Annotated in this window: 22 protein-coding genes and 1 pseudogene; 14 read left to right on the plus strand and 9 right to left on the minus strand. The window is 62.2% G+C overall.

Translation table 11 applies throughout. The annotated features are described in order from the left end of the window. The 6 genes and pseudogenes from B3M58_RS12800 to B3M58_RS12825 all read left to right on the plus strand — a co-directional run. Nucleotides 1-648 (plus strand): annotated as a pseudogene (locus B3M58_RS12800) (electron transport complex subunit RsxC); the annotation flags it as partial. Between the two features lie 160 nt (nt 649-808). Continuing rightward, complete coding sequence (gene rsxD / locus B3M58_RS12805; RefSeq protein ID WP_296219619.1) at nt 809-1840, plus strand: electron transport complex subunit RsxD; 1032 nt, start codon at nt 809-811, stop codon at nt 1838-1840. A 2-nt stretch (nt 1841-1842) separates the two neighbouring features. Next, nucleotides 1843-2481, plus strand: a complete 639-nt coding sequence (rsxG, locus tag B3M58_RS12810; protein WP_296219655.1) for an electron transport complex subunit RsxG — start codon at nt 1843-1845, stop codon at nt 2479-2481. Beyond that, nucleotides 2474-3181, plus strand: coding sequence for an electron transport complex subunit E (locus tag B3M58_RS12815; protein ID WP_296219620.1), 708 nt, complete (start codon nt 2474-2476; stop codon nt 3179-3181). The genes rsxG and B3M58_RS12815 overlap by 8 nt, the downstream gene beginning before the upstream one ends. Next, the gene (gene nth / locus B3M58_RS12820; RefSeq protein WP_296219622.1) at nt 3178-3816 is read left to right on the plus strand and encodes an endonuclease III; all 639 of its coding nucleotides are present in this window, start codon (nt 3178-3180) and stop codon (nt 3814-3816) included. Before B3M58_RS12815 ends, nth begins: the two co-directional genes overlap by 4 nt. 107 nt (nt 3817-3923) lie before the next feature. Further along, on the plus strand, nt 3924-4103 hold the full coding sequence (locus B3M58_RS12825) for a PA3496 family putative envelope integrity protein (protein ID WP_296219623.1): 180 nt from the start codon (nt 3924-3926) through the stop codon (nt 4101-4103). A gap of 213 nt (nt 4104-4316) precedes the next feature. Here the strand turns inward: B3M58_RS12825 and gloA are convergent, their stop codons facing one another. The 3 genes from gloA to B3M58_RS12840 form a co-directional block, all read right to left on the minus strand. Then, nucleotides 4317-4709, minus strand: a complete 393-nt coding sequence (gene gloA, locus B3M58_RS12830; RefSeq protein WP_296219624.1) for a lactoylglutathione lyase — start codon at nt 4707-4709, stop codon at nt 4317-4319. 94 nt (nt 4710-4803) lie between these two features. Continuing rightward, complete coding sequence (locus tag B3M58_RS12835; RefSeq protein ID WP_296219626.1) at nt 4804-6021, minus strand: argininosuccinate synthase; 1218 nt, start codon at nt 6019-6021, stop codon at nt 4804-4806. A gap of 120 nt (nt 6022-6141) precedes the next feature. Next, nucleotides 6142-7074 (minus strand): flagellar protein MotY, encoded by a 933-nt coding sequence (locus B3M58_RS12840; RefSeq protein ID WP_296219627.1) that lies wholly within the window; start codon nt 7072-7074, stop codon nt 6142-6144. Nucleotides 7075-7241: 167 nt separating this feature from the next. Between B3M58_RS12840 and pyrC the strand changes: the two genes are divergently transcribed. The 4 genes from pyrC (at nt 7242) to bfr (ending at nt 10614) form a co-directional block, all read left to right on the plus strand. Beyond that, the gene (gene pyrC / locus B3M58_RS12845) at nt 7242-8288 is read left to right on the plus strand and encodes a dihydroorotase (protein ID WP_296219628.1); all 1047 of its coding nucleotides are present in this window, start codon (nt 7242-7244) and stop codon (nt 8286-8288) included. Next, a complete protein-coding gene (gene rnt, locus B3M58_RS12850) occupies nt 8285-8962 on the plus strand; it encodes a ribonuclease T (protein ID WP_296219630.1) in 678 nt (225 codons plus the stop codon). The genes pyrC and rnt overlap by 4 nt, the downstream gene beginning before the upstream one ends. A 765-nt stretch (nt 8963-9727) precedes the next feature. Beyond that, a complete protein-coding gene (locus B3M58_RS12855; protein ID WP_296219631.1) occupies nt 9728-9946 on the plus strand; it encodes a bacterioferritin-associated ferredoxin in 219 nt (72 codons plus the stop codon). Nucleotides 9947-10143: 197 nt separating this feature from the next. Continuing rightward, nucleotides 10144-10614 (plus strand): bacterioferritin, encoded by a 471-nt coding sequence (gene bfr / locus B3M58_RS12860; RefSeq protein ID WP_296219633.1) that lies wholly within the window; start codon nt 10144-10146, stop codon nt 10612-10614. Nucleotides 10615-10742: 128 nt separating this feature from the next. Here bfr and grxD read toward each other — a convergent pair whose 3' ends face one another. Continuing rightward, entirely contained in the window at nt 10743-11069 is a 327-nt protein-coding gene (gene grxD / locus B3M58_RS12865; protein ID WP_296219635.1) for a Grx4 family monothiol glutaredoxin, read from the minus strand. A 99-nt stretch (nt 11070-11168) separates the two neighbouring features. After that, nucleotides 11169-13277, minus strand: a complete 2109-nt coding sequence (locus B3M58_RS12870) for a molybdopterin oxidoreductase family protein (RefSeq protein WP_296219637.1) — start codon at nt 13275-13277, stop codon at nt 11169-11171. A gap of 335 nt (nt 13278-13612) precedes the next feature. On the opposite strand from B3M58_RS12870, the gene argF reads away from it, so the two are divergent. Both argF and B3M58_RS12880 read left to right on the plus strand, forming a co-directional pair. After that, nucleotides 13613-14533 (plus strand): ornithine carbamoyltransferase, encoded by a 921-nt coding sequence (gene argF, locus B3M58_RS12875; RefSeq protein ID WP_296219638.1) that lies wholly within the window; start codon nt 13613-13615, stop codon nt 14531-14533. After that, nucleotides 14530-15639 (plus strand): ABC transporter ATP-binding protein, encoded by a 1110-nt coding sequence (locus B3M58_RS12880; RefSeq protein ID WP_296219639.1) that lies wholly within the window; start codon nt 14530-14532, stop codon nt 15637-15639. The genes argF and B3M58_RS12880 overlap by 4 nt, the downstream gene beginning before the upstream one ends. A gap of 4 nt (nt 15640-15643) precedes the next feature. On the opposite strand, the gene B3M58_RS12885 is transcribed toward B3M58_RS12880, so the two are convergent. Further along, the gene (locus B3M58_RS12885) at nt 15644-16444 is read right to left on the minus strand and encodes a PhzF family phenazine biosynthesis protein (protein WP_296219640.1); all 801 of its coding nucleotides are present in this window, start codon (nt 16442-16444) and stop codon (nt 15644-15646) included. Between the two features lie 340 nt (nt 16445-16784). On the opposite strand from B3M58_RS12885, the gene B3M58_RS12890 reads away from it, so the two are divergent. Continuing rightward, nucleotides 16785-18014, plus strand: a complete 1230-nt coding sequence (locus B3M58_RS12890) for an alginate export family protein (protein ID WP_296219641.1) — start codon at nt 16785-16787, stop codon at nt 18012-18014. Nucleotides 18015-18063: 49 nt separating this feature from the next. Here B3M58_RS12890 and B3M58_RS12895 read toward each other — a convergent pair whose 3' ends face one another. The 3 genes from B3M58_RS12895 to ybaK all read right to left on the minus strand — a co-directional run bounded on the left by B3M58_RS12895 (nt 18064) and on the right by ybaK (nt 20918). Then, nucleotides 18064-18777 carry a substrate-binding periplasmic protein gene (locus tag B3M58_RS12895; RefSeq protein ID WP_296219642.1) on the minus strand — a complete coding sequence of 238 codons (714 nt, stop codon included), beginning with the start codon at nt 18775-18777 and terminating at the stop codon, nt 18064-18066. A gap of 124 nt (nt 18778-18901) precedes the next feature. Further along, nucleotides 18902-20389 (minus strand): glycerol kinase GlpK, encoded by a 1488-nt coding sequence (gene glpK / locus B3M58_RS12900; protein ID WP_296219644.1) that lies wholly within the window; start codon nt 20387-20389, stop codon nt 18902-18904. Between the two features lie 58 nt (nt 20390-20447). Continuing rightward, nucleotides 20448-20918: a Cys-tRNA(Pro) deacylase gene (gene ybaK / locus B3M58_RS12905; RefSeq protein WP_296219646.1), complete on the minus strand. Its 471-nt coding sequence runs from the start codon at nt 20916-20918 to the stop codon at nt 20448-20450. A 96-nt stretch (nt 20919-21014) separates the two neighbouring features. Here ybaK and B3M58_RS12910 point away from each other — a divergent pair, with 96 nt between their 5' ends. Next, on the plus strand, nt 21015-21773 hold the full coding sequence (locus tag B3M58_RS12910; protein ID WP_296219648.1) for a DeoR/GlpR family DNA-binding transcription regulator: 759 nt from the start codon (nt 21015-21017) through the stop codon (nt 21771-21773). Nucleotides 21774-21781 lie beyond the last annotated feature (8 nt).

A 21781-nucleotide genomic window follows, 5' to 3' on the forward strand; every position in this document is an offset into this window, starting at 1 on the left:
CAAAGCGAATTGCAACAACTGCGCAACCAGCTGGAAACTGCCGAAAAACTGCTGGCCAGCCTGGACACGCCAGCAACCAAAGCAACTATCGACGACGGCGCACTGAAAAAGGCCAAGATCGACGCCGCCATGCTGCGTGCCCAGGTGCGCAAACTGGATAAACTCGAAGCACCCAGCGCCGAGCAGCAAAGCGAATTGCAACAACTGCGCAACCAGCTGGAAACTGCCGAAAAACTGCTGGCCAGCCTGGAAGCCCAGGCGCCGGCAAAAACAGCTGAAACAGAAACGCCCGATCCGCTGAAAAAGGCCAAGATCGAACTGGCCATGAAGCGCGCCGAGCTGAAAAAGGCTGAGAAGGCTGGCGGCGATGACGCCACGCTAACCCGTCTGCGCGAGGCCCTGGCTGCCGCCGAACAGGCTCTGCATCAGGCCGAAGCGGCGTCGAACAAACCGCCACCCGAGCTGGTTCGCACAGACAAACGTCCGGTCGATGACGCCACCCGTGCGCTGAAAACCGAAGTGGCCTTTGCCCGTGCCGACCTGCGCAAACTGGAGCGCGACGAGAGCAGTCCGGCAGATACCCTGGAGGCGGCGCGACAGCGCCTGGCGGACGCCGAACGCCAATTACAGGAACACGCGGGCAACTGATAACTGAATCGTAGGGTGGGTTAGCCGCAGGCGTAACCCACCGCAGGCAGCCTGACTGCCCTAACCGCCGACCTTACGGCCAGTCGGTGGGTCACGCCGCGACGCGACTAACCTGCGCGGCCCGACCCACCCAACAACAGCTTGTTCAACCGGAGCACCCATGGCCCTGCCCCGCATCACCTCGCCCCACGCCACGGGCAACAACCGCACCCAGCAGGTCATGCTGCACGTGCTGCTGGCGTGCGTGCCCGGCATCCTGGCGCTGACCTGGCTGTTCGGGGCCGGTACCCTGATCAACCTGCTCTGGGCCAGCGCCTGCGCCCTGGGCTGCGAGGCCGCGATCCTGGCCCTGCGCCAGCGACCGCTGGCGTTCTACCTACAGGACTACAGCGCTCTGGTCACCGCGGTGCTGCTGGCCCTGGCCTTGCCGCCCTACTCGCCGTGGTGGCTGACCCTGATCGCCACCGGCTTCGCCATCGTCTTCGGCAAGCAACTGTATGGCGGCCTCGGGCAGAACCCGTTCAACCCGGCGATGCTCGGCTACGTGGTGGTGCTGATTTCCTTCCCGGTCGAGATGACCAGTTGGCCGGCACCGCACGCCGTCGGCCTGCTCGATGGCCTGCAACATATCCTCGGCCTTGCCGCGCTACCGGACGGCTGGTCCCAGGCCACCGCCCTCGATGCGCTGAAGGTCAACAAAAGCCTGACCATGGACGAACTGTGGGCGCAGAACCCGGCCTTCGGCCAGGTCGGCGGCGCTGCGGTCGAGCTGGTCAACCTGGCCTTCCTCGCCGGCGGTCTGTACCTGCTGCGCAAACGCCTGATCAGCTGGCATGCGCCGCTCGGCATGCTCGCCGGCCTGGCGCTGATGAGCCTGCTGTTCTGGAACGGCTCGGGCTCGGACTCCAATGGCTCGCCGCTGTTTCACCTGCTCAGCGGCGCGACCATGCTCGGCGCCTTCTTCATCGTCACCGACCCGGTTTCCGGGGCCACCAGCAACCGTGGCCGGCTGATTTTCGGCCTCGGCGTCGGCGTGCTGGTCTACGTGATTCGCGCGTGGGGCGGCTACCCGGATGGCGTGGCCTTCGCCGTGCTGCTGATGAACCTGGCGGCACCGACCATCGACTACTACACCCGCCCGCGCACCTACGGGCACCGCAAGCCGACCCGCGGCTTCAAGTTGGGAGAATGAGCGTGCTACCGGAAATCAGCCGTTCGATGCTGAAGAACAGCCTGGTGCTGGGCGCCTTCGCCGTGCTTACGGTCGGCGTGGTAGCCGTCACCCAGCTCGGCACCGCCGAGCGCATCGACGTGGCGCAGCGTGAAGCCAAGGTGCAGGCGCTGGCGCAGATTCTGCCAGTCGGCAGCTACGACAACCACCTGCTCGACAACAGCCGCCTGGTCGCCGACCCGCTGCTCGGCAACCGTACGGCCACCCCCGCGTACCTCGCCACCCTGAAAGGCGAGCCCGCGGCGGTGATCCTCCAGGCCACCGCGCCGGATGGCTACAGCGGCAGCATCAGCCTGCTGATCGGCATCCTCGCCGACGGCCGCCTGGCCGGCGTGCGGGTGATCAGCCACAAGGAAACCCCCGGCCTGGGCGACAAGATCGAACTGGCCAAGAACCCCTGGATCACGACTTTCGTCGGCAAATCGCTGCGCCAGCCGGACGAATCCGGCTGGGCGGTGAAAAAGGACGGTGGCCAGTTCGACCAGTTCGCCGGTGCCACCATCACCCCGCGCGCGGTGGTCAAAGCCGTGCATAAGGCCCTGCAATATTTCGATGCCAACCGGGCAGCGCTGCTCACGCCCGTGGAGAACAACGATGGCTAGTTATCGCGAAATCGCCGTCAACGGCCTGTGGAAGAACAACCCAGGCCTGGTGCAACTGCTCGGCCTGTGCCCGTTGCTCGGGGTCAGCAACTCAGTGGTCAACGCCCTCGGCATGGGCCTGGCGACGGCGTTGGTGCTGGCCTGCTCGAACGCCGCGGTGGCGCTGATCCGCGGCGCGGTGACCGACGCGGTGCGCCTGCCGGTGTTCGTCATGATCATTGCCGCACTGACCACCTGCATCGAACTATTGATGCAAGCCTTCACCTACGAGCTGTACCAGATCCTCGGCATCTTCATTCCGCTGATCACCACCAACTGCATCATCCTCGGCCGCGCCGAAGCCTTCGCCGCGAAGAACAGCGTGGGCCATGCCAGCTTCGACGGCCTGATGATGGGCGTAGGCTTCGGCCTGGTCATGGTGGCCATCGGCGCCGTGCGCGAACTGCTCGGCACCGGCGCCTTGCTGGCCAACATGCAACTGCTGTTCGGCCCCATGGCGACGAACTGGCAGATCACCCTGTTCAGCGACTACAAGGGCTTCCTCCTGGCCATCCTGCCGCCCGGCGCGTTCCTCGTGCTCGGCCTGCTGATCGCCGGAAAAAACCGCCTCGATGAAATCCTCGCCGCGCGGGCCAAGACGCAACAGCCTGAAACGCCGGTGCAGAGCCGTCGGGTACGGGTCACCGGAGTGATCGAGTGAACGCGGCCAAACGCTTCGAGATCTTCCGTCGCCTGCATGAAGACAACCCCGAGCCCAAGACCGAACTGGCCTACAGCTCGCCATTCGAATTGCTGATCGCGGTGATCCTCTCCGCCCAGGCCACCGATGTCGGCGTCAACAAGGCCACCGCCAAGCTCTATCCAGTGGCCAACACGCCGGAAGCCATCTACGCCCTGGGTGTGGAAGGGTTGAGCGAATACATCAAGACCATTGGTCTGTACAACAGCAAGGCGAAGAACGTTATCGAAACCTGCCGCCTGCTGGTCGAGTTGCACGGCAGCCAGGTGCCGCAGACCCGCGAAGCCCTGGAAGCCCTGCCAGGGGTCGGCCGCAAGACCGCCAACGTAGTGCTCAACACCGCCTTTCGTCAGCTGACCATGGCGGTGGACACGCACATTTTCCGCGTCAGCAACCGCACCGGCATCGCTCCCGGCAAGAACGTGGTGGAGGTGGAAAACAAGCTGCTGAAATTCGTGCCCAAGGAATTTTTACTCGACGCCCACCACTGGCTGATCCTGCATGGCCGTTATGTGTGCCAGGCGCGCAAGCCGCGCTGCGGCAGTTGCCGTATCGAAGACCTGTGCGAATACAAGGACAAGACTTCCGACGATTGAGCGCTTATTGACTTGAGCAATCAGTCGATTGAAAAAATCTTTTTTACCCGCCCAGGTTTTGCCGCTATAAGGTGCGCAAATGGCCCTTGTAGCCTGGAGTGAAACAGATGAGCACCGGTAAAGAAGACCTTGAGCTCGAAGAAGACTTTGTCGCAGAAGATGCAGACGATGGCGAAGCCCCTGCTGAAGTTGCCAAAACCAACTTGACCAAGCGCCGCATCATCGACAACTTCCTCGAAGAGCGGCGTTTGCACAAACAACTGGCCGAGTATGACTTCGACCTGTGAGCCTAAGCCCTGTATGAAAAAGCCCCGCATCAAGCGGGGCTTTTTGTTGGCTATTTACTGCATGGGTTTGGCGCGCGTGAATTGCCCGGCTGTCGTCCGATGCACTGGCGCATACCCAGGTAGGTCGTAGCGAAGCCCAACAGCACCCCCGCATGAAGACGTGGCGCATTTGAAGTCATGGAGCAAGCCCGACACCTGCGGCCGGCAACGCGGTCAGTCGTTACGCGACGGCGACAGCAGCTCGATCTTGTAACCATCCGGGTCTTCGACAAACGCCAGAATGCTGCTGCCATGCTTCATCGGGCCTGGCTCACGGGTGATCTTGCCGCCACGCGTGCGGATGTCTTCGCAGGCCTTGTACACATCGGCCACTTCCAGGGCGATATGGCCATAACCGCTGCCCAACTCGTAGCTGTCGACACCCCAGTTATGGGTCAGCTCGATCACGCTGTTGTGCGCTTCATCGCCGTAGCCGACGAATGCCAGGGTGAACTGCCCTTCCGGGTAATCCTTGCGCCGCAGTAAGGTCATGCCCAGTACTTCGGTGTAGAACGCGATGGATTTATCCATATCGCCGACGCGCAGCATGGTATGCAGCAATCTCATCAGGTATCTCCTCATCGTTGCCCATCTTGCGGGCTTATAAATGCAAACCCCGGCTTATGGCCGGGGTTTGGTGTGGCTCAGGCGCTCAAGTCTATCAGAGCATCTTGCGTCCTTTGCCCGCTGCGATGCGCATGCGCAAGGCGTTGAGCTTGATAAAGCCGCCAGCGTCGGCCTGATTGTACGCGCCGCCATCTTCTTCGAAGGTGGCGATATTGGCGTCGAACAGCGAGTCGTCGGACTTGCGCCCGGTGATGATCACGTTGCCCTTGTACAGCTTCATGCGCACCACGCCGTTCACGTTGGCCTGGGAGGCGTCGATCATCTGTTGCAGCATCAGACGCTCCGGGCTCCACCAGAAACCGTTGTAGATCAGGCTGGCGTATTTCGGCATCAGCTCGTCTTTCAGGTGAGCAACTTCGCGGTCCAGGGTGATCGACTCGATGGCGCGGTGGCCCTTGAGCATGATGGTGCCGCCAGGCGTCTCGTAGCAGCCACGGGACTTCATGCCGACAAAGCGGTTCTCGACGATATCCAGACGACCGATGCCGTTCTCGCCGCCGATGCGGTTCAGTTCGGCCAGTACGGTGGCGGGGCTCATTTCCTTGCCGTCGATGGCGACGATGTCACCGGCGCGGTAGGTCAACTCGATGTAGGTCGGCGCGTCCGGCGCTGCCTCGGGGGAGACAGTCCACTTCCACATGTCTTCTTCGTGCTCGGTCCAGGTGTCTTCCAGCACGCCGCCTTCATAGGAGATGTGCAGCAGGTTGGCGTCCATGGAGTACGGCGACTTCTTCTTGCCGTGGCGCTCGATCGGGATGGCGTGCTTCTCGGCGTAGTCCATCAGCTTCTCGCGCGACAGCAGGTCCCACTCGCGCCATGGCGCAATCACTTTCACGCCTGGCTTGAGTGCGTAGGCACCCAGCTCGAAACGCACTTGGTCGTTGCCCTTGCCGGTAGCGCCGTGGGAGATGGCATCGGCACCGGTTTCATTGGCGATTTCGATCAGGCGCTTGGCGATCAGCGGGCGGGCGATGGAGGTGCCCAGCAGGTACTCGCCTTCGTAGACGGTGTTGGCACGGAACATCGGGTAGACGAAGTCGCGGACGAACTCTTCGCGCAGGTCGTCGATGTAGATTTCCTTGACGCCCATGGCCTTGGCCTTGGCGCGCGCCGGCTCGACTTCTTCACCCTGGCCGAGGTCCGCGGTGAAGGTCACCACTTCGCAGTTATAGGTGTCTTGCAGCCACTTGAGGATCACCGAAGTGTCCAGGCCACCGGAATACGCCAGGACTACCTTCTTTACGTCGGCCATGCCATCAACTCCACGGGGTTGTTCGGGAAAACCCGTGATTCTACTGCCCATGCGCCGCGATTTACAGGGCTGCGACAGCCTGTGACGACGAAGCGACAGTTTCTAGCGCCATGCCGACGCTCAGGAGGTAACCGCAGCGGCCGGTGCAGCGTCAGCAGGCGCGGGGGTTTCGGGCGCGGCAGGCGCCTGCGGGGCGCGATCCAAGCGTACCGATACCCGCCGATTCTTGGCCCGACTGGCTTCATTGCTATTCGGCGCCAACGGGTAGCGCTCCCCATGAAAACGCATAGTGATTTGCTCCGCCGGCACGCCGTTGGCCTTGAAGTACTCCATCACCGCCAGCGCGCGACGCCGCGACAAGTCGCGGTTGGTCAAGCGATTGCCGCTGTTATCGGCGTGCCCGTCGAGCTGAATCCGATTGACGCTGGGATCGGCCTTGAGAAACGTCAGGATGATGTCCAGCTTGGCCTGTGCGAGCGGGTCCAGATCCACGCCACCACCAGGAAAACCGACCTGCGCCTGGCGAATCTGCTCGAAATTGACGGGCAACAGCTTGGCCGTGCACGCCAGATAATCGCTGTAGGCCTGGCGAAACTTCACCGGCAGCAAGCGCACTTCCAGGCTATCGCCACCCTGTACCGTACGATGGCGTACCAATGGGCTACGGCCTTCGAGCAACCCCACCAGCAAACGCCCGGCTTGCTCCTGGGAGCTGTTGAACGGCACCTCGCCAGCACCGACGCTGACCACGCCCAAGTTGATATCGCCACGCCCCGGCTGCCAGGGTGCGGCAGCGGCTAATAAGGTCGCCGAGCCACTGCCCAACCAGCGCTCGCGGGCCTGCAAGCGAAAGGTCGCCTGCTCGCCAGCACGGCGAACGAACTGCCCCGCACCGAAGTCGGTGATCGGTTGCGACAGACGGCACTCGAATTGATCGCCCTCGACCTGCCATTCGATTTTTTCCAGCCGGGTTTGGAAGCTGATTCCCCACGCCGACAGGCAAACCGGCAGGCTGGCGATCAGGCTAAAGAGCACGAGATAAGGCTGGCGCACGGCAAGCTCCACAGGGAATAACGGCGTTCCTTTGGGATATCGGTGGCAAGCGCAAAAACTTAAGCCCGAACCCGCAGCGATTAGCACGCCAGGGCATACGTGCGGCGTGCCCTGGCAAGGCTTTTCCGGTAGCATTCCAGCCACGTTTTGCCCGCCTGGAAGCTTCCATGACCGACCGCCTTACCCTGCTGCGTCCCGACGACTGGCATATCCATCTGCGCGATGGCGCACTGCTGCCGCACACCGTCGCCGACGTCGCCCGCACCTTCGCCCGCGCCATCATCATGCCCAACCTGGTGCCGCCGGTACGTACTGCCGACGAAGCCGACGCCTACCGCCAGCGCATTCTCGCGGCGCGCCCGGCCGCCAGCCGCTTCGAACCGTTGATGGTGCTCTACCTCACTGACCTGACCAGCCCGGCCGACGTGCGCGCCGCCAAGGCCTCGGGGTTCGTGCATGCAGCCAAACTCTACCCGGCCGGCGCGACCACCAACTCGGACTCCGGCGTTACCAACATCGACAAGATCTTCCCGGCGCTCGAAGCCATGGCCGAGATCGGCCTGCCGCTGTTGGTGCACGGCGAAGTGACGCGCAGCGAAATCGATGTGTTCGACCGCGAGAAGATCTTTATCGGCGAACACCTGACCCGCCTGGTCGAGCGTTTCCCGAGCCTGAAAGTGGTGTTCGAACATATCACCACCCGCGATGCGGTGGAGTTCGTCAACGCCGCTTCCAGCAATGTCGGTGCGACCATCACCGCGCATCACCTGCTGTACAACCGTAACCACATGCTGGTCGGCGGTATTCGCCCACACTTCTATTGCCTGCCGATCCTCAAGCGCAACACCCATCAGGACGCCCTGCTGGATGCGGCCACCAGCGGCAACGCCAAGTTCTTCCTCGGCACCGACTCGGCACCGCACGCCAAACATGCCAAGGAAGCCGCCTGCGGCTGCGCCGGCTGCTACACCGCCTACGCAGCCATCGAGTTGTATGCCGAGGCTTTCGAGCAACGCAATGCACTGGACAAGCTGGAAGCCTTCGCCAGCCTGAACGGCCCAGACTTCTATGGCCTGCCGCGCAACAGCGACCGCATCACCCTGGTACGCGAAGACTGGACCGCCCCGGCCAGCCTGCCGCTGGGCGAGCACACCGTAATCCCGCTGCGCGCCGGTGAAACACTGCGCTGGCGCCTGCTGGAGGACAACGCGTGAGCGACGAACACTTGGACGACGAACAAGACGGCTCAGGCAACGGGGGCGGTTCGCGACACCCCATGGCCGCGCGTTTCCGTGGCTACCTGCCAGTGGTGGTGGATGTGGAAACCGGCGGATTCAACAGCGCTACCGACGCTCTGCTGGAAATCGCCGCCACCACCGTTGCGATGGACGAGGGCGGCTTCCTTTATCCCGATCACACGCACTTCTTTCGTATCGAACCATTTGCCGGAGCCAACATTGAGCAGGCGGCGCTGGACTTCACCGGCATCAAGCTCGATCACCCACTGCGCATGGCCGTGAGCGAAGAGCACGCGCTGACGGAAATCTTCCGCGGCCTGCGCAAATCGCTGAAAGCCAATGGCTGTAAACGGGCGATTCTGGTCGGCCACAACAGCAGCTTCGACCTCGGCTTCCTCAACGCAGCCGTTGCTCGTTGTGACCTCAAGCGCAACCCGTTCCACCCGTTTTCCAGCTTTGACACTGCGACCCTGGCCGGCCTTGCCTACGGCCAGACCGTATTGGCCAAAGCCTGCCAGTCCGCCGGCATTGAGTTCGACGGCCGCGAAGCACACTCGGCGCGCTATGACACCGAAAAGACCGCCGAACTGTTCTGCGGCATCGTCAACCGCTGGAAAGAAATGGGCGGATGGATGGATTTCGACGAGTAAAACAAGCGAGCGGCAATAGAAAAGGCTGTGTACCCGTTAACTGTTGTACATCGACTCGGTAGGGTGGGTTAGTGGCGCTGAGGCGGGCTGGCAAAGCGACTGAGCAATGGGTGCGCCACGTAACCCACCAAGCGCTAATCGGCCTACCCCCTCTGGTGGGTTACGGCGCAACGGACTATGCAGCCGCCGATAGTGCGTGGTCATGCGCCTAACCCACCCTACGAATTACCGCGCTCCAGGCATCGCCTAGCCGGCTGCACGTTTCAGGGTACATAGCCAAAGAAAAGGCTGTAGTTGATGCGCTCCAGCGTCTTATGGGCGGCCTTAAGCGCACTTCGCAGTCAAGACCGCCGCCACAAAAGCCTGACTGCGCGTGCAACACGTTATTGCGACAGAGCCATAAAAACCCGGTCTAGGCCGGGTTTTTGCTGTGTGTCGAAACGTCGCAGCAGCCCAACGAGTTGAAAGCTGTGGCGTTCGGCACAGCGCAGCCGATTGTTCCCAGGGGTATCACCCGATTTGGCCTTAAAGCTGCCGAACGACTGTACGATCACGCGCCCCGGCCCCGCCCGGGCCGAGGGCTTTCAGCCGCGCCCAGCGCTCTCTAACCGCCTGCCCAGCCCACCGCCGCCTCGGCACCGCATGACCGTTCATCTGCTCGTCAGCGCTTCAGCTGTAGCGTTCTCAATCGATCTTTGACAAGCATTCTCATTAACATTAGTATCCGTTGCCATCTACCCCACTCACACGCGACGAGCCCCAACTATGTACGTCTGCCTCTGCGAAGGTGTCACCGATGGTCAAATCCGCGAAGCCATCTACGAAGGCTGCTGCAGCTACCGTGATGTCCGTGCGACCCTCGGCGTAGCCAGCCAATGTGGCAAATGCGCCTGCCTGGCCAAGCAAGTGGTTCGTGAAACCTTGAGTGAAGTACATAGCAGCCAAGCCGCGCTGGCCTACCCTGCACAGTTTGTCGCTGCTTAATTTAACTGTCGTAAAACAACCGGACCTTGAGTCCGGTTTTTTTATGCCTGTAATTCAAGTGCTTAGCGCCAAGATGCAGAACTTAAACATTCGTATTCATATTTATTTTTACTTAAATTTCAAATACTTAGGTTTGACAGCCCACGCTCATCGGCCCAAACTTTGTAGTCACCTCTCCCCGCAAGGCAGGCTCGATCATGAAAGGCGACAAGAAAGTCATCCAGCATCTGAACAAGATCCTCGGTAACGAGCTGGTCGCAATCAACCAATATTTCCTGCATGCACGGATGTATGAAGATTGGGGCCTGAAAAAGCTCGGCGAGCACGAATATCACGAGTCCATCGACGAGATGAAGCATGCGGACAAGCTGATCAAGCGCATCCTCTTTCTCGAAGGCCTGCCTAACGTGCAAGACCTCGGCAAGATCCTCATTGGTGAAAACACCAAGGAAATGCTCGAGTGCGATCTGAAGATCGAGCACAAGGCGCATATCGACCTGAAAGCGGCGATTGCCTACTGCGAAAGCATTGGCGACTACGCCAGCCGTGAACTGCTGGAAGAGATTCTCTGCTCCGAAGAGGATCACATCGACTGGCTGGAAACCCAGCTCAGCCTGATCGAAGCAGTCGGCCTGCAAAACTACCTGCAGTCGCAAATGGACGAATGACGCCACAGGCGGCATATAAAAAACGGGAGCCGAGGCTCCCGTTTTGCATTCCGCTGCCGGTCCTTTCGCACCCCGTCTTGCACGCACAAAAAACCCCGCCGTAGCGGGGTTTGTCTGCTTGAGCCGACTTACGCGTCGGCTTTCTGCATCGCATTCTTGATCAGGGTCTGCAACTCACCCTTCTCGAACATCTCGGCCATGATGTCGCTGCCGCCGACCAACTCACCAGCCACCCACAACTGCGGGAAAGTCGGCCAGTTGGCATACTTTGGCAGGTTAGCGCGAATTTCCGGATTTTGCAGGATGTCGACATAAGCGAATTTTTCGCCACAGGCCATCACCACCTGTGCAGCCTTGGAGGAAAAGCCGCACTGTGGCGCGTTCGGCGAGCCTTTCATGTACAGCAGAACGGTGTTGTTGGCGATCTGCTCTTTGATGGTTTCGATGATATCCATTGGGCACCTCAGGACTTAACTTTCCGACTCACGGGTCGGCACGGTGGCGGCATTGTAGCGGAAAGCCAAGCGCTTGGCTTGGCCTGCCATCGGTCTAGCTTAGGCCGCTTCCACCTGCACGGGAACCCCGTTGAGCGCCGCATTGCCGGACAAACTGTCGAGCTGGCGTTCATCGGTCAGGTCATTGGCGCTGGCCCCCGGCTGCTCACTGGCGATGCTCATCTGCACCCCAGGGCGGGCGTGCCCCCAACCGTGCGGCAGGCTGACCACGCCGGCCATCATCTCCTCGCTTGCCGCCACTTCCACCTCGATCACCCCAACCCGTGATTGCACGCGCACCCGCTGGCCATCGGCGAGGCCGCGCTGGGCCAGGTCCGCCGGGTTCATCAGCAGTTGATGGCGCGGCTTGCCTTTCACCAGACGGTGGTAGTTGTGCATCCAGGAATTGTTGCTGCGTACATGCCGACGGCCGATCAACAACAGTTCGCCCGCCCTGGCCTGCGGCTGTTCGGCAAAGCGCTGAAGGTCCGCCAGGATAATACCGGGAGCTGCCTGCACCGCTTTCGTCGCGGTTTTCAAGCGACCCGCCAAATTCGGTTTGAGCGCCCCCAGGTCCAGCCCATGTGGGTGCTCACGCAGCGAAGCCAGCGATAACTTATGTTCCGACTTGTCGCCGTAGCTGCCAAAGCGCAGGCCCATATCGATCATCTGCTCCGGTGCCATGGTCGGCTTGAGGTCCACGCCGGTCTTGGCGGCAAAGGCCTTGGCCAGCGCGACGAAGATTTCCCAGTCGTGCAGCGTGCCCTGCGGTTTGGCCAGCACGGCTTCGTTGAAGCGGGTGACATTGCGCACGGCAAACAGGTTGAACGTGGTGTCGTAGTGATCGTGTTCCAGCGGCGCGGTTGGCGGCAGGATCAAGTCGGCATAACGGGTGGTTTCATTGATATAGAAGTCGACGCTGAGCATGAACTCCAACCCGTCCAATGCCTGCTCCAGCTTGCGCCCGTTGGGCGTGGACAACACCGGGTTGCCGGCCACGGTGATCAGCGCGCGCACCTGCCCCTCGCCTGGCGTGAGCATTTCCTCGGCCAGTGCCGAAACCGGCAGCTCGCCGCCGTACTCCGGCAGCCCGGATACCCGGCTCTGCCAGCGGTTGAAATGCCCACCCGAGGTCGACGCGACCAGATCCACCGCCGGCTCGGTGCAGAGCACGCCGCCCACACGATCGAGGTTGCCGGTGACCAGGTTGATCAGCTGCACCAGCCACTGGCACAGGGTGCCGAACGCCTGGGTGGACACGCCCATGCGGCCATAGCACACCGCCGTGTCGGCTGCGGCAAAGTCGCGGGCCAGCTGGCGAATGGTGTCAGCCGGCACACCACAACGCGGGCTCATCGTCTCGGCGGTGAAGCCGGCAATCGCCTGGCGCACCTCGTCCACGCCCTCGATCGGCAGGTGGCTGCTGCGAGTCAGGTGTTCCTCGAACAGGGTATTGAGCAGGCCGAACAGCAATGCCGCATCCTGCCCTGGGCGGACGAACACATGCTGATCGGCAATCGCTGCGGTTTCACTGCGTCGCGGGTCGACCACCACCAGCTTGCCGCCGCGTTTCTGGATTGCCTTCAAGCGTTTTTCCACATCCGGCACGGTCATGATGCTGCCGTTGGAAGCCAGCGGGTTGCCGCCGAGAATCAGCATGAAATCGGTGTGATCGACATCGGGAATCGGAATCAGCAAGCCGTGCCCGTACATCAGGTGGCTGGTCAGGTGATGCGGCAATTGGTCAACCGAGGTGGCGGAGTAACGGTTGCGGGTTTTCAACTGGCCGAGAAAGTAGTTGCTGTGGGTCATCAACCCATAGTTGTGCACGCTCGGATTGCCCTGGTAGATCGCCACGGCATTCTGTCCGTGCCGCGCCTGAATCTCGCTCAAGCGCTCGGCGACCAGTTCGAAGGCTTCATCCCAGGCGATGGCCTGCCACTCAGTACCCACCCTACGCATCGGCTGACGCAGGCGATCAGGATCACTCTGGATATCTTGCAGCGCCACCGCCTTGGGGCAGATGTGACCACGGCTGAAGGTGTCCTGGGCATCGCCCTTGATCGAACGGATCTGCGTGGAACCGTCGTCCTGCACTTCGGTTTCAATGGTCAGGCCACAGATAGCCTCGCAGAGATGGCACGCACGGTGATGGAGGGTCTTGCTCATGGCCTGGCCTCTTGTCTGGTATTGGCAACGACTGCCGGGGTCGTTAACAGCCTGTCGAGGCATTGACTATGGCGGCTGGTCAGCCAGCACGCCAGCAGGGTTCGCTGCGTGAATCGCATAGCATTATGCCTGCCGATACAGGCCGCCTCGCCGGCCGCGGCAACCGCGCAGCTCCCTGTAGACGAGCCGGCAATTTGCGCCTGCTCGTCATTTCCTTATAAGATCGCGCCTTCCCCGTTTCGTCGCCCCGTGCGGCTCCCAGCCGCAGGTTCTGCCGTTTCCCTTGTTAAACCTGGCCGTTGAACCTGCGCTCTGTTGTGAAAAGGTAGTTAACGATGAGCGCAAGACACTTTCTCTCGCTGAAGGACTGCACACCGGACGAACTGGTCGGTCTGCTCCGCCGCGGCATGGAGCTGAAGGACTTGCGCAACCGCGGCGTGCTGTTCGAGCCGCTGAAGAACCGCGTGCTGGGGATGATCTTCGAGAAGGCTTCGACCCGCACCCGGTTGTCGTTCGAGGCCGGGATGATCCAGCTCGGCGGCCAGGCGATCTTCCTCTCGCCGCGCGATACCCAGCTCGGTCGGGGAGAGCCGATCGGCGACGCCGCCATCGTCATGTCGCGCATGCTCGATGCGGTGATGATCCGCACCTTTGCCCACAGCACCCTGACCGAGTTCGCCGCGCACTCGCGCGTACCGGTGATCAACGGCCTGTCCGACGACCTGCACCCCTGCCAGTTGCTGGCCGATATGCAGACCTTTCTCGAACACCGCGGCAGCATCGCCGGCAAGACGGTGGCCTGGATCGGCGACGGCAACAATATGTGCAACTCCTATATAGAAGCCGCGCAGCAGTTCGACTTCCAACTGCGCGTCGCCTGCCCGCAAGGTTATGAGCCAAATGCCGCGTTCCTCGCCGATGCGGGCGAGCGCGTGACGATTTTCCGCGACCCGCGTGAAGCGGTGGCCGGCGCACACCTGGTCAGCACCGACGTGTGGGCCTCGATGGGCCAGGAAGAGGAAATCGCCGAGCGGCTCAAGCTATTCGCGCCTTACCAGGTCAATCGCGCCCTGCTCGATGCGGCGGCTGCGGATGTCGTGTTCCTGCACTGCCTGCCGGCGCACCGCGGCGAGGAGATCAGCGTCGACCTGCTCGACGACCCGCGCTCGGTGGCCTGGGATCAGGCAGAAAACCGCCTGCACGTGCAAAAAGCGCTACTGGAATTTCTCGTCGAGCCGGCGTACCACCACGCATGAGCCAGCCTTTGCTGCTGAGCCTGCGCGACCTGAGCTGCGGTTATCACGAGCACAAGGTCGTGCAGAGCCTCAACCTGCACCTCAACGCCGGCGACATCGGTTGCCTGCTCGGCCCTTCCGGCTGCGGCAAGACCACCACCCTACGCGCCATTGCCGGCTTCGAGCCGGTGGTCGAAGGCGAGATTCAACTGGCCGACGACGTGATCTCCAGCGCCGGCTTCACCCTGGCCCCGGAGAAACGCCGCATCGGCATGGTGTTCCAGGACTATGCGTTGTTCCCGCACTTGAGCGTGGCGGAGAACGTGGCCTTTGGCATTCGCAAGCAACCTGACTGCGAGCGCATCACCGGCGAGCTGCTGGAATTGGTCAAGCTCAGTCATTTGGGCAAGCGCTACCCGCATGAACTGTCTGGCGGTCAGCAGCAGCGCGTCGCCCTGGCCCGCGCCCTGGCGCCGGAACCGCGCCTGCTGCTGCTCGACGAACCCTTCTCCAACCTCGATGGCGAATTGCGCCGGCGCCTGAGCCATGAGGTGCGCGACATCCTCAAGGCGCGCGGCACCAGCGCCATCCTGGTGACCCATGACCAGGAAGAAGCCTTCGCCGTCAGCGACCATGTCGGGGTGTTCAACGCCGGTAAGTTGGAGCAGTGGGACACGCCCTACAACCTCTACCACGAACCGCTGACGCCCTTCGTCGCCAGCTTTATCGGCCAGGGCTACTTTATTCGCGGGCAGTTGCTCAGCCCGGATTCGGTGCAGACCGAGCTTGGCCTGATTCGCGGCAACCGCGCCTACACCTGGCCCACCGGTAGCGCAGTGGACGTGCTGCTGCGCCCGGACGACATCGTCTACGACCCGGACAGCACGCAAAAAGCGCTGATTGTCGGCAAGACCTTCCTCGGCGCCGCCACCCTATATCGCCTGCAACTCGCGACCGGCAGCCAGCTGGAATCGATCTTCCCCAGCCACGCCGACCATCAGCCCGGCCAGCACGTTGGCATCCGCGTGGCCGCCGACCATCTGGTGGTGTTTCCCGCGCCCGGCAGCATCGCCGCGCACGTCAACCTGGGTGAGTCGGGTGTGCGCCGCTACAGCAGCAACAGCTAAGCGGCTACGGCAAAAATAGCCGGCCACTGGCAACCAGCAGCGCCTGACCGGCGATCTTCACCCGTTCGCCAGCCAGCTCGCAGTGCAGCTCACCACCGCGCGCCGAACACTGGAAAGCGCTCAGCTCGCACTTGTCCAAGCGCTGCGCCCAGTAAGGCGTGAGGATGCAGTGAGTCGAGCCGGTGACCGGGTCTTCATTGATACCGATGGCCGGCGCGAAGTAGCGCGAAACGAAATCATGCTGTTCGCCGGGAGCGCTGATCAGCAAGCCCAACCCCGGTAACTTGGCCACTGCCGCCAGGTCCGGCTTACAGGCGCGCACGGTAGCTTCCGAAGCCACAATCGCCAGCAATTCCTGAATACCCTCCGCACCCGGCAACGCCAGCACGGCCTCAACCGGCACGCCCAGAGCCTGTGCAACCTCACGCTCCAGTGCACAGGCCTCGGCCCGGCGCAGTGGAAAATCCAGCACCAGCTTGCCATCTGCGCGACTGACCCGCAGCGCACCGGACAAGCAGGAGAAATCGATCGCCTCTCCCGGCTCGCCGTAAACCTCAAACAGCACATGCGCACTGGCCAGGGTGGCGTGGCCACACAGCGGCACTTCGGCGGTGGGGGTAAACCAGCGGATATGCCAGGCCGCGCCTTCCTTCACCACAAAGGCGGTCTCCGCCAGGTTGTGCTCGGCGGCAATCTGCTGCATCAGCGCAGCGTCGAGCCAGCTGTCCAGGCGATAGACCATCGCCGGATTACCGCTGAACGGCCGCGTGGCAAAGGCATCGACCTGGTGAAATTCAAGCTGCATGGAACGACTCTCCCTATTCGTGATGACACAAAGCATGCCGCAGCACGCCAATGCGCGGCCACTACAGCGGCCGGCAATTGCGCCGGTACAGCTGCACTGTCTGGATGCGTGGCGGGCAGCTACGGTGCAGCGATTAATCGCCAAACGTTCTTAAAAAATCACTAACTCTTAACAAATCAGAAACTTATAAATCCTGGCACGCTGCCTGCTATGACCCATCCCGGTCAGCACAACGGCGTGTCTGCCACTCAACCGACAACGACGTCATAGCACCCTCTCCTTTCGAGATATGGGCGCTGTGACGTTTTTTTTTGCGTTTTTGGCTTACAGGAAGACCGCTATGCGCATGATGAAACTGTCCCTGCTGTCGCTGGCTATCGCCGGCACCACCCTCAGCCACGCCGCTTTCGCCACGGAGGACTTCAGCAACCTGCTGACCCAGGGCAAACCGATCCTCGATGCGCGTTACCGCTACGAGCACGTCGACCAGGACAACGCCCTCAAACACGCCAACGCACAGACCCTACGCACCCGTGTCGGCTTCCAGAGCGGTAAGTGGTACGGCCTCTCCGCGCTGGTCGAGGCAGACAACGTCAGCCGCATCGGCGACGCCGCCTACAACAGCACGCGTAACGGCCAAGCCGAGTACGCGGTGGTGGCCGACCCGGACGGCAGCGAGATCAACCAGGCCCTGCTGCGCTACGAGCATGCCTTGGGCAGCGCCGTGCTCGGCCGCCAACGCATCACCCTGGATAACCAGCGCTTCGTCGGGGGCGTCGCCTGGCGGCAAAACGAGCAAACCTACGACGGCGTGCTCGGCCAACTCAAGCCGCTGGCCGGCCTGACCCTGAGCTACGCCTATATCGACAACATCAACAGCATCTTCGGCCCCGGCGACAACCGTTTCGACACTGCGGCCAACCCGGCCAATATCGAAGGCCATAGCCACCTGCTGAACGCGCAATACCAGTTCAGCCCGCAACTGACCGCCACCGCCTACCAATACCTGCTTGGCCTGGACAACCTGACCGGCGCCAGCCAGTCGAGCAAAACCACCGGCCTGCGCCTGACCGGTGCCGTCGCTGGCGTCACTTACGCGCTGGAATATGCCCAGCAGAGTGAATACGCCGACAATCCGCTGGATCTCGATAGCGACTATTACCTGGCCGAGTTGGGTTACACGCTCAAAGGGGTGGCGCTGAAAGCCGGCTATGAAGTGCTCGGTGGCGGCTCAGGCCCGGGCAACCGCGCCTTCCAGACGCCGCTGGCCACCAAACACGCCTTCCAGGGCTGGGCCGATCTGTTTCTGCTGACCCCGGCCGACGGTATCGAGGACGCCTACATCGGCGCCACGCTGCCCCTGCTCGGCGGTAGCCTGCAAGCCTGGTACCACGAGTTCCGCGCCGAGCAGGGCAGCAGCCGCTATGGCCAGGAAATCGACCTCTCCTATGCCCACCCGATTCCGGGCGTGAAGGGGCTGGTCGGGCTAGCGAAGTACGCCAGCTACGATGCCGACGAGTTCGCCGTTGATACCGACAAACTGTGGCTGCAGCTGCAATACAGCTACTGAGTTCAGCCACGCAACAGCCAGGTGCACCGCTAACCCGGCGCACCTGGCCTCAGCGTGGGTCGCTGACCCCATAACGCCGCAACAAGGCCTGCAAGCGGCCATCCTGCCGATAACGCTGCACGCCCGCCTCGAAGATCGCCAAGTGACGGGCACTGGACGCCAGCACAGGCGAGAACGCCAGGTAAATCGGCACATCGGGGACGCGGCACCCCACGGCTTCGAGCGCACCCGCTATCCCGCTACGCGCCAGATAGGCGTCCATTACCCAGGTGTTTTCCAGCGCCGCCTCGATTCGCCCGAGCTGCACTTTTTCGACATTGATCGCCAGCGCCCGATCGCCAGAGGCCATTTGTATGCGCTGCGAATCCTCACGATGGCGGCGGATATAGCTGTCGAGGTCTTCGCCGTAGCTGTAGCCGTTGATCACGCCGACGCTGACGTCGGCCAGGGAACGCACATCGCGATAACGCCACAGGCTGCCTTGGCGCGCGTAGAAGCAGGTGCGCGAAAGCCCCACCGGCACCTCGCCAAACAGAAAGTCCGGCGCATCGTGAACCCCGGCGCCGATCAATGCATTGAGCTTACCGGCGCGGGTTTCGTGCACCGCACGCGCCCAGTTGGTCACGCGGTACTCGACCGCTATGCCGGCCTCGGCAAAAATCTGCTCGGCCAGCTCGACGAAGATACCGCGCTGCTCGGCATCCGCTGCGCAGTTCACCGGACACCAGGCATCCCCGGCAATCACCAGGGTTTCCGCACGCACTGGCGCAGCGTCTAGCCCAACGCAAAGCACAAAAACCAGAGACACGAACCAGGATCGTCGATGAGATGGCAAAGGTCCTGCTCCTGACTGGCCGTCAGCCAGCAGACGGCGCATTGATCGGCCCTCAGCCTTCGCTACGCACTCGCTGCACCGCGTCCAGCCAACCGCCGTAGAGCTTGTCACGATGGCTGTCGGCCATGCGCGGGGAAAACCGCTGTTGCCGGTGCCAATGGCTGGCAATGCTCTCCAGGTCACGGTATACGCCGGCCTGCAACCCCGCCAGATAGGCCACGCCGAGCGCCGTGGTTTCGGTGACCTGCGGACGCTCGACCGTCACGCCAAGAATGTCCGCGAGAAACTGCATGACCCAATTGTTTTCCACCATGCCACCGTCAACCCGCAGGGCGCTGGGAGCGGCGGCACCATCCTGACGCATGGCTTGCAGCAGGTCACGGGTCTGGTAGCACACCGACTGCAGCCCGGCGGTAACGATTTCCTTGATCCCGGTGTCGCGGGTCAGGCCAAAAATTGCACCACGCGCCTTCGGGTCCCAGTACGGCGCACCAAGGCCGGTGAATGCCGGCACCAGGTAAACGCCACACGCATCGCCGGTCTGTTCGGCCAAGGCTTCGGTATCCCGCGCATGACTGATCAACTTGATACCGTCGCGCAGCCACTGCACCGCCGCACCGGCGACGAAGATACTGCCCTCCACCGCGTAGGTGACTTTGCCGTTCAGGCGATAACCAACGGTCGTCAGCAGCCGATTTTTTGAGATCACCGGCGTCTCGCCGGTGTTCTGAATCATGAAACACCCTGTGCCATAGGTGCTTTTCACCATGCCCGGCTGGAAGCAGGCCTGACCGACCAGAGCCGCCTGTTGGTCACCCGCCATGCCCAACACCGGAATCGCGGCCCCCAGCAGATCGGCCTCGGTGGTGCCAAAATCAGCCGCGCAATCCAGCACTTCGGGCAGCAGGCTGGCGGGAATCTCGAACAGTTCAAGCAGCGCAGCGTCCCATTGCTGGGTATGGATATTGAACAGCAAGGTGCGCGAGGCATTGGTGGCATCGGTCTTGTGCGCTTTACCGCCAGTCAGGCGCCACAGCAGAAAGCTGTCCACCGTACCGAAACGCAACTCGCCGCGTTCGGCGCGGGCGCGCGCACCCGGCACGTGCTCGAGAATCCAGCGCAGTTTGGTGGCGGAGAAGTAAGGGTCGATCAGGAGCCCGGTCTTGCTGGCAACGGCGGATTCATGGCCAGCGGCTTTCAGCGCAGCGCAGTAATCGGCGGTCCGTCGATCCTGCCACACGATGGCCGGGTGAATCGGCACACCGGTCTTGGCATCCCATACCAAGGTGGTTTCGCGCTGATTGGTAATGCCGATGGCCGTCACTTCAGCGGCCGTCAGGCCACTCTGCTTGAGCGCTTCGCGGCACACCGCCAGGGTGCTCTGCCAGAGTTCTTCGCCGTCGTGTTCGACCCAGCCGTCCTGCGGAAAATACTGCTTGAATTCCTGCTGCGCACTCGCCACCCGCTCCCCCTCGGCACTGAACACGATGGCGCGGCTGCTGGTGGTGCCTTGGTCGATGGCAAGCAGGTAGTGGGACATGCAGGTTTCCTTATTGTTATGAAAAGGGTCGTGCGCCCTGTGCGCCACCCGTCCGGCGTCAGCCCCGGCCGATCGCGGCAAACTGCGCAAGGCAATGCTGGGCCAGCACCGTGGCCGCCAACTCCACCTCCAGGCCACGCCGCCCAGCGCTGACGTAGATGGTTGGATGCACTTGTGCCGACTCATCGATAAAGGTGCGCAGGCGCTTTTTCTGCCCCAGCGGACTGATCCCGCCGAGCAGATAACCCGTGGCGCGCTGCGCGGCAGCCGGGTCGGCCATATCCGCCTTTTTCACACCCGCGGCCTGGGCCAGGGCTTTCAGGTCAAGGCTGCCGGCTACCGGCACTACGGCCACCAACAGTTCGCCTTTTTCTGTGGCCGCAAGCAGCGTCTTGAACACGCGCGCAGCATCCAGATCAAGCTTTTCCGCCGCCTCCAAACCGTATGAAGCGGCCTTGGGATCATGGCTGTAACTGTGCACCTGGTGCGCAGCCTTGGCTTTTTTCAGTAGGTCGATGGCAGGCGTCATGTTCGATTGTGAAAATAATCTGACAAAGTTCGCGTACCTTAGCCGAAAACCGGGCGCACGACAGCCTATAATGCTGCGCAAAATGAGGAGCCTTCCATGACTCTGGCGCCACGCCAACACAACATCCTCGAGCTGGCCCGCGAGCGTGGCTACGTCAGCATCGACGAACTGGCCCACGCGTTCAGCGTCACGCCACAAACCATCCGCCGCGACATCAATCAACTCGCCGAGCAAGGCTTGCTGCGGCGCACGCATGGCGGCGCGGCGAGCGAAACGTCGAGCACCCAAAATACCGCCTACGCCATGCGCGCCGGGCAGATGCGCGACGAGAAGCAGCGCATTGCCGAAGCCATCGCCACGCACATTCCCGATCACGCCTCGCTGTTCATCAGCATTGGCACCACCACCGAGGCGATTGCCCGCGAACTGCTCGGCCACACAGGGCTGAAGATCATCACCAATAACCTGCACGTCGCCGCCCAGCTCAGCGCCAAGGCAGATTTTGAAGTGCTGGTAGCCGGTGGCACAGTGCGCAGCGATGGCGGCATCGTCGGTCAGGCGGCGGTGGATTTCATCCAGCAGTTCAAGGTCGACTTCGCCCTGGTCGGCATCAGCGGTATCGACGAAGACGGCAGCCTGCTCGACTTCGACTACCAGGAAGTGCGCGTCTCCCAAGCCATCATCGACAACGCTCGCCAGGTATTTCTCGCCGCCGACTCAAGCAAGTTCGGGCGCAATGCCGTGGTTCGTTTAGGCTCGATTGCCTTGGTCGACCGGGTATTTACCGACGCCGCTCCCTCGGCAACCATCAGCCGTTTGCTCACCGAGAACAAGGTTCTCCTGAACCTCGTCTGACGCCCCGC

Origin of the sequence: Pseudomonas sp. UBA2684 (genome assembly GCA_002354655.1) — a bacterium.
Taxonomy (GTDB): Bacteria; Pseudomonadota; Gammaproteobacteria; order Pseudomonadales; family Pseudomonadaceae; genus Aquipseudomonas.

Coding starts and splice junctions, on each gene's coding strand:
- rsxD (WP_296219619.1), top strand. CDS start 809: ATGGCCCTGCCCCGCATCACCTCGCCCCACGCCACGGGCAACAACCGC.
- B3M58_RS12815 (WP_296219620.1), top strand. CDS start 2,474: ATGGCTAGTTATCGCGAAATCGCCGTCAACGGCCTGTGGAAGAACAAC.
- B3M58_RS12825 (WP_296219623.1), top strand. CDS start 3,924: ATGAGCACCGGTAAAGAAGACCTTGAGCTCGAAGAAGACTTTGTCGCA.
- gloA (WP_296219624.1), bottom strand. CDS start 4,709: ATGAGATTGCTGCATACCATGCTGCGCGTCGGCGATATGGATAAATCC.
- B3M58_RS12835 (WP_296219626.1), bottom strand. CDS start 6,021: ATGGCCGACGTAAAGAAGGTAGTCCTGGCGTATTCCGGTGGCCTGGAC.
- pyrC (WP_296219628.1), top strand. CDS start 7,242: ATGACCGACCGCCTTACCCTGCTGCGTCCCGACGACTGGCATATCCAT.
- B3M58_RS12855 (WP_296219631.1), top strand. CDS start 9,728: ATGTACGTCTGCCTCTGCGAAGGTGTCACCGATGGTCAAATCCGCGAA.
- bfr (WP_296219633.1), top strand. CDS start 10,144: ATGAAAGGCGACAAGAAAGTCATCCAGCATCTGAACAAGATCCTCGGT.
- grxD (WP_296219635.1), bottom strand. CDS start 11,069: ATGGATATCATCGAAACCATCAAAGAGCAGATCGCCAACAACACCGTT.
- B3M58_RS12870 (WP_296219637.1), bottom strand. CDS start 13,277: ATGAGCAAGACCCTCCATCACCGTGCGTGCCATCTCTGCGAGGCTATC.
- argF (WP_296219638.1), top strand. CDS start 13,613: ATGAGCGCAAGACACTTTCTCTCGCTGAAGGACTGCACACCGGACGAA.
- B3M58_RS12880 (WP_296219639.1), top strand. CDS start 14,530: ATGAGCCAGCCTTTGCTGCTGAGCCTGCGCGACCTGAGCTGCGGTTAT.
- B3M58_RS12885 (WP_296219640.1), bottom strand. CDS start 16,444: ATGCAGCTTGAATTTCACCAGGTCGATGCCTTTGCCACGCGGCCGTTC.
- B3M58_RS12890 (WP_296219641.1), top strand. CDS start 16,785: ATGCGCATGATGAAACTGTCCCTGCTGTCGCTGGCTATCGCCGGCACC.
- glpK (WP_296219644.1), bottom strand. CDS start 20,389: ATGTCCCACTACCTGCTTGCCATCGACCAAGGCACCACCAGCAGCCGC.
- ybaK (WP_296219646.1), bottom strand. CDS start 20,918: ATGACGCCTGCCATCGACCTACTGAAAAAAGCCAAGGCTGCGCACCAG.
- B3M58_RS12910 (WP_296219648.1), top strand. CDS start 21,015: ATGACTCTGGCGCCACGCCAACACAACATCCTCGAGCTGGCCCGCGAG.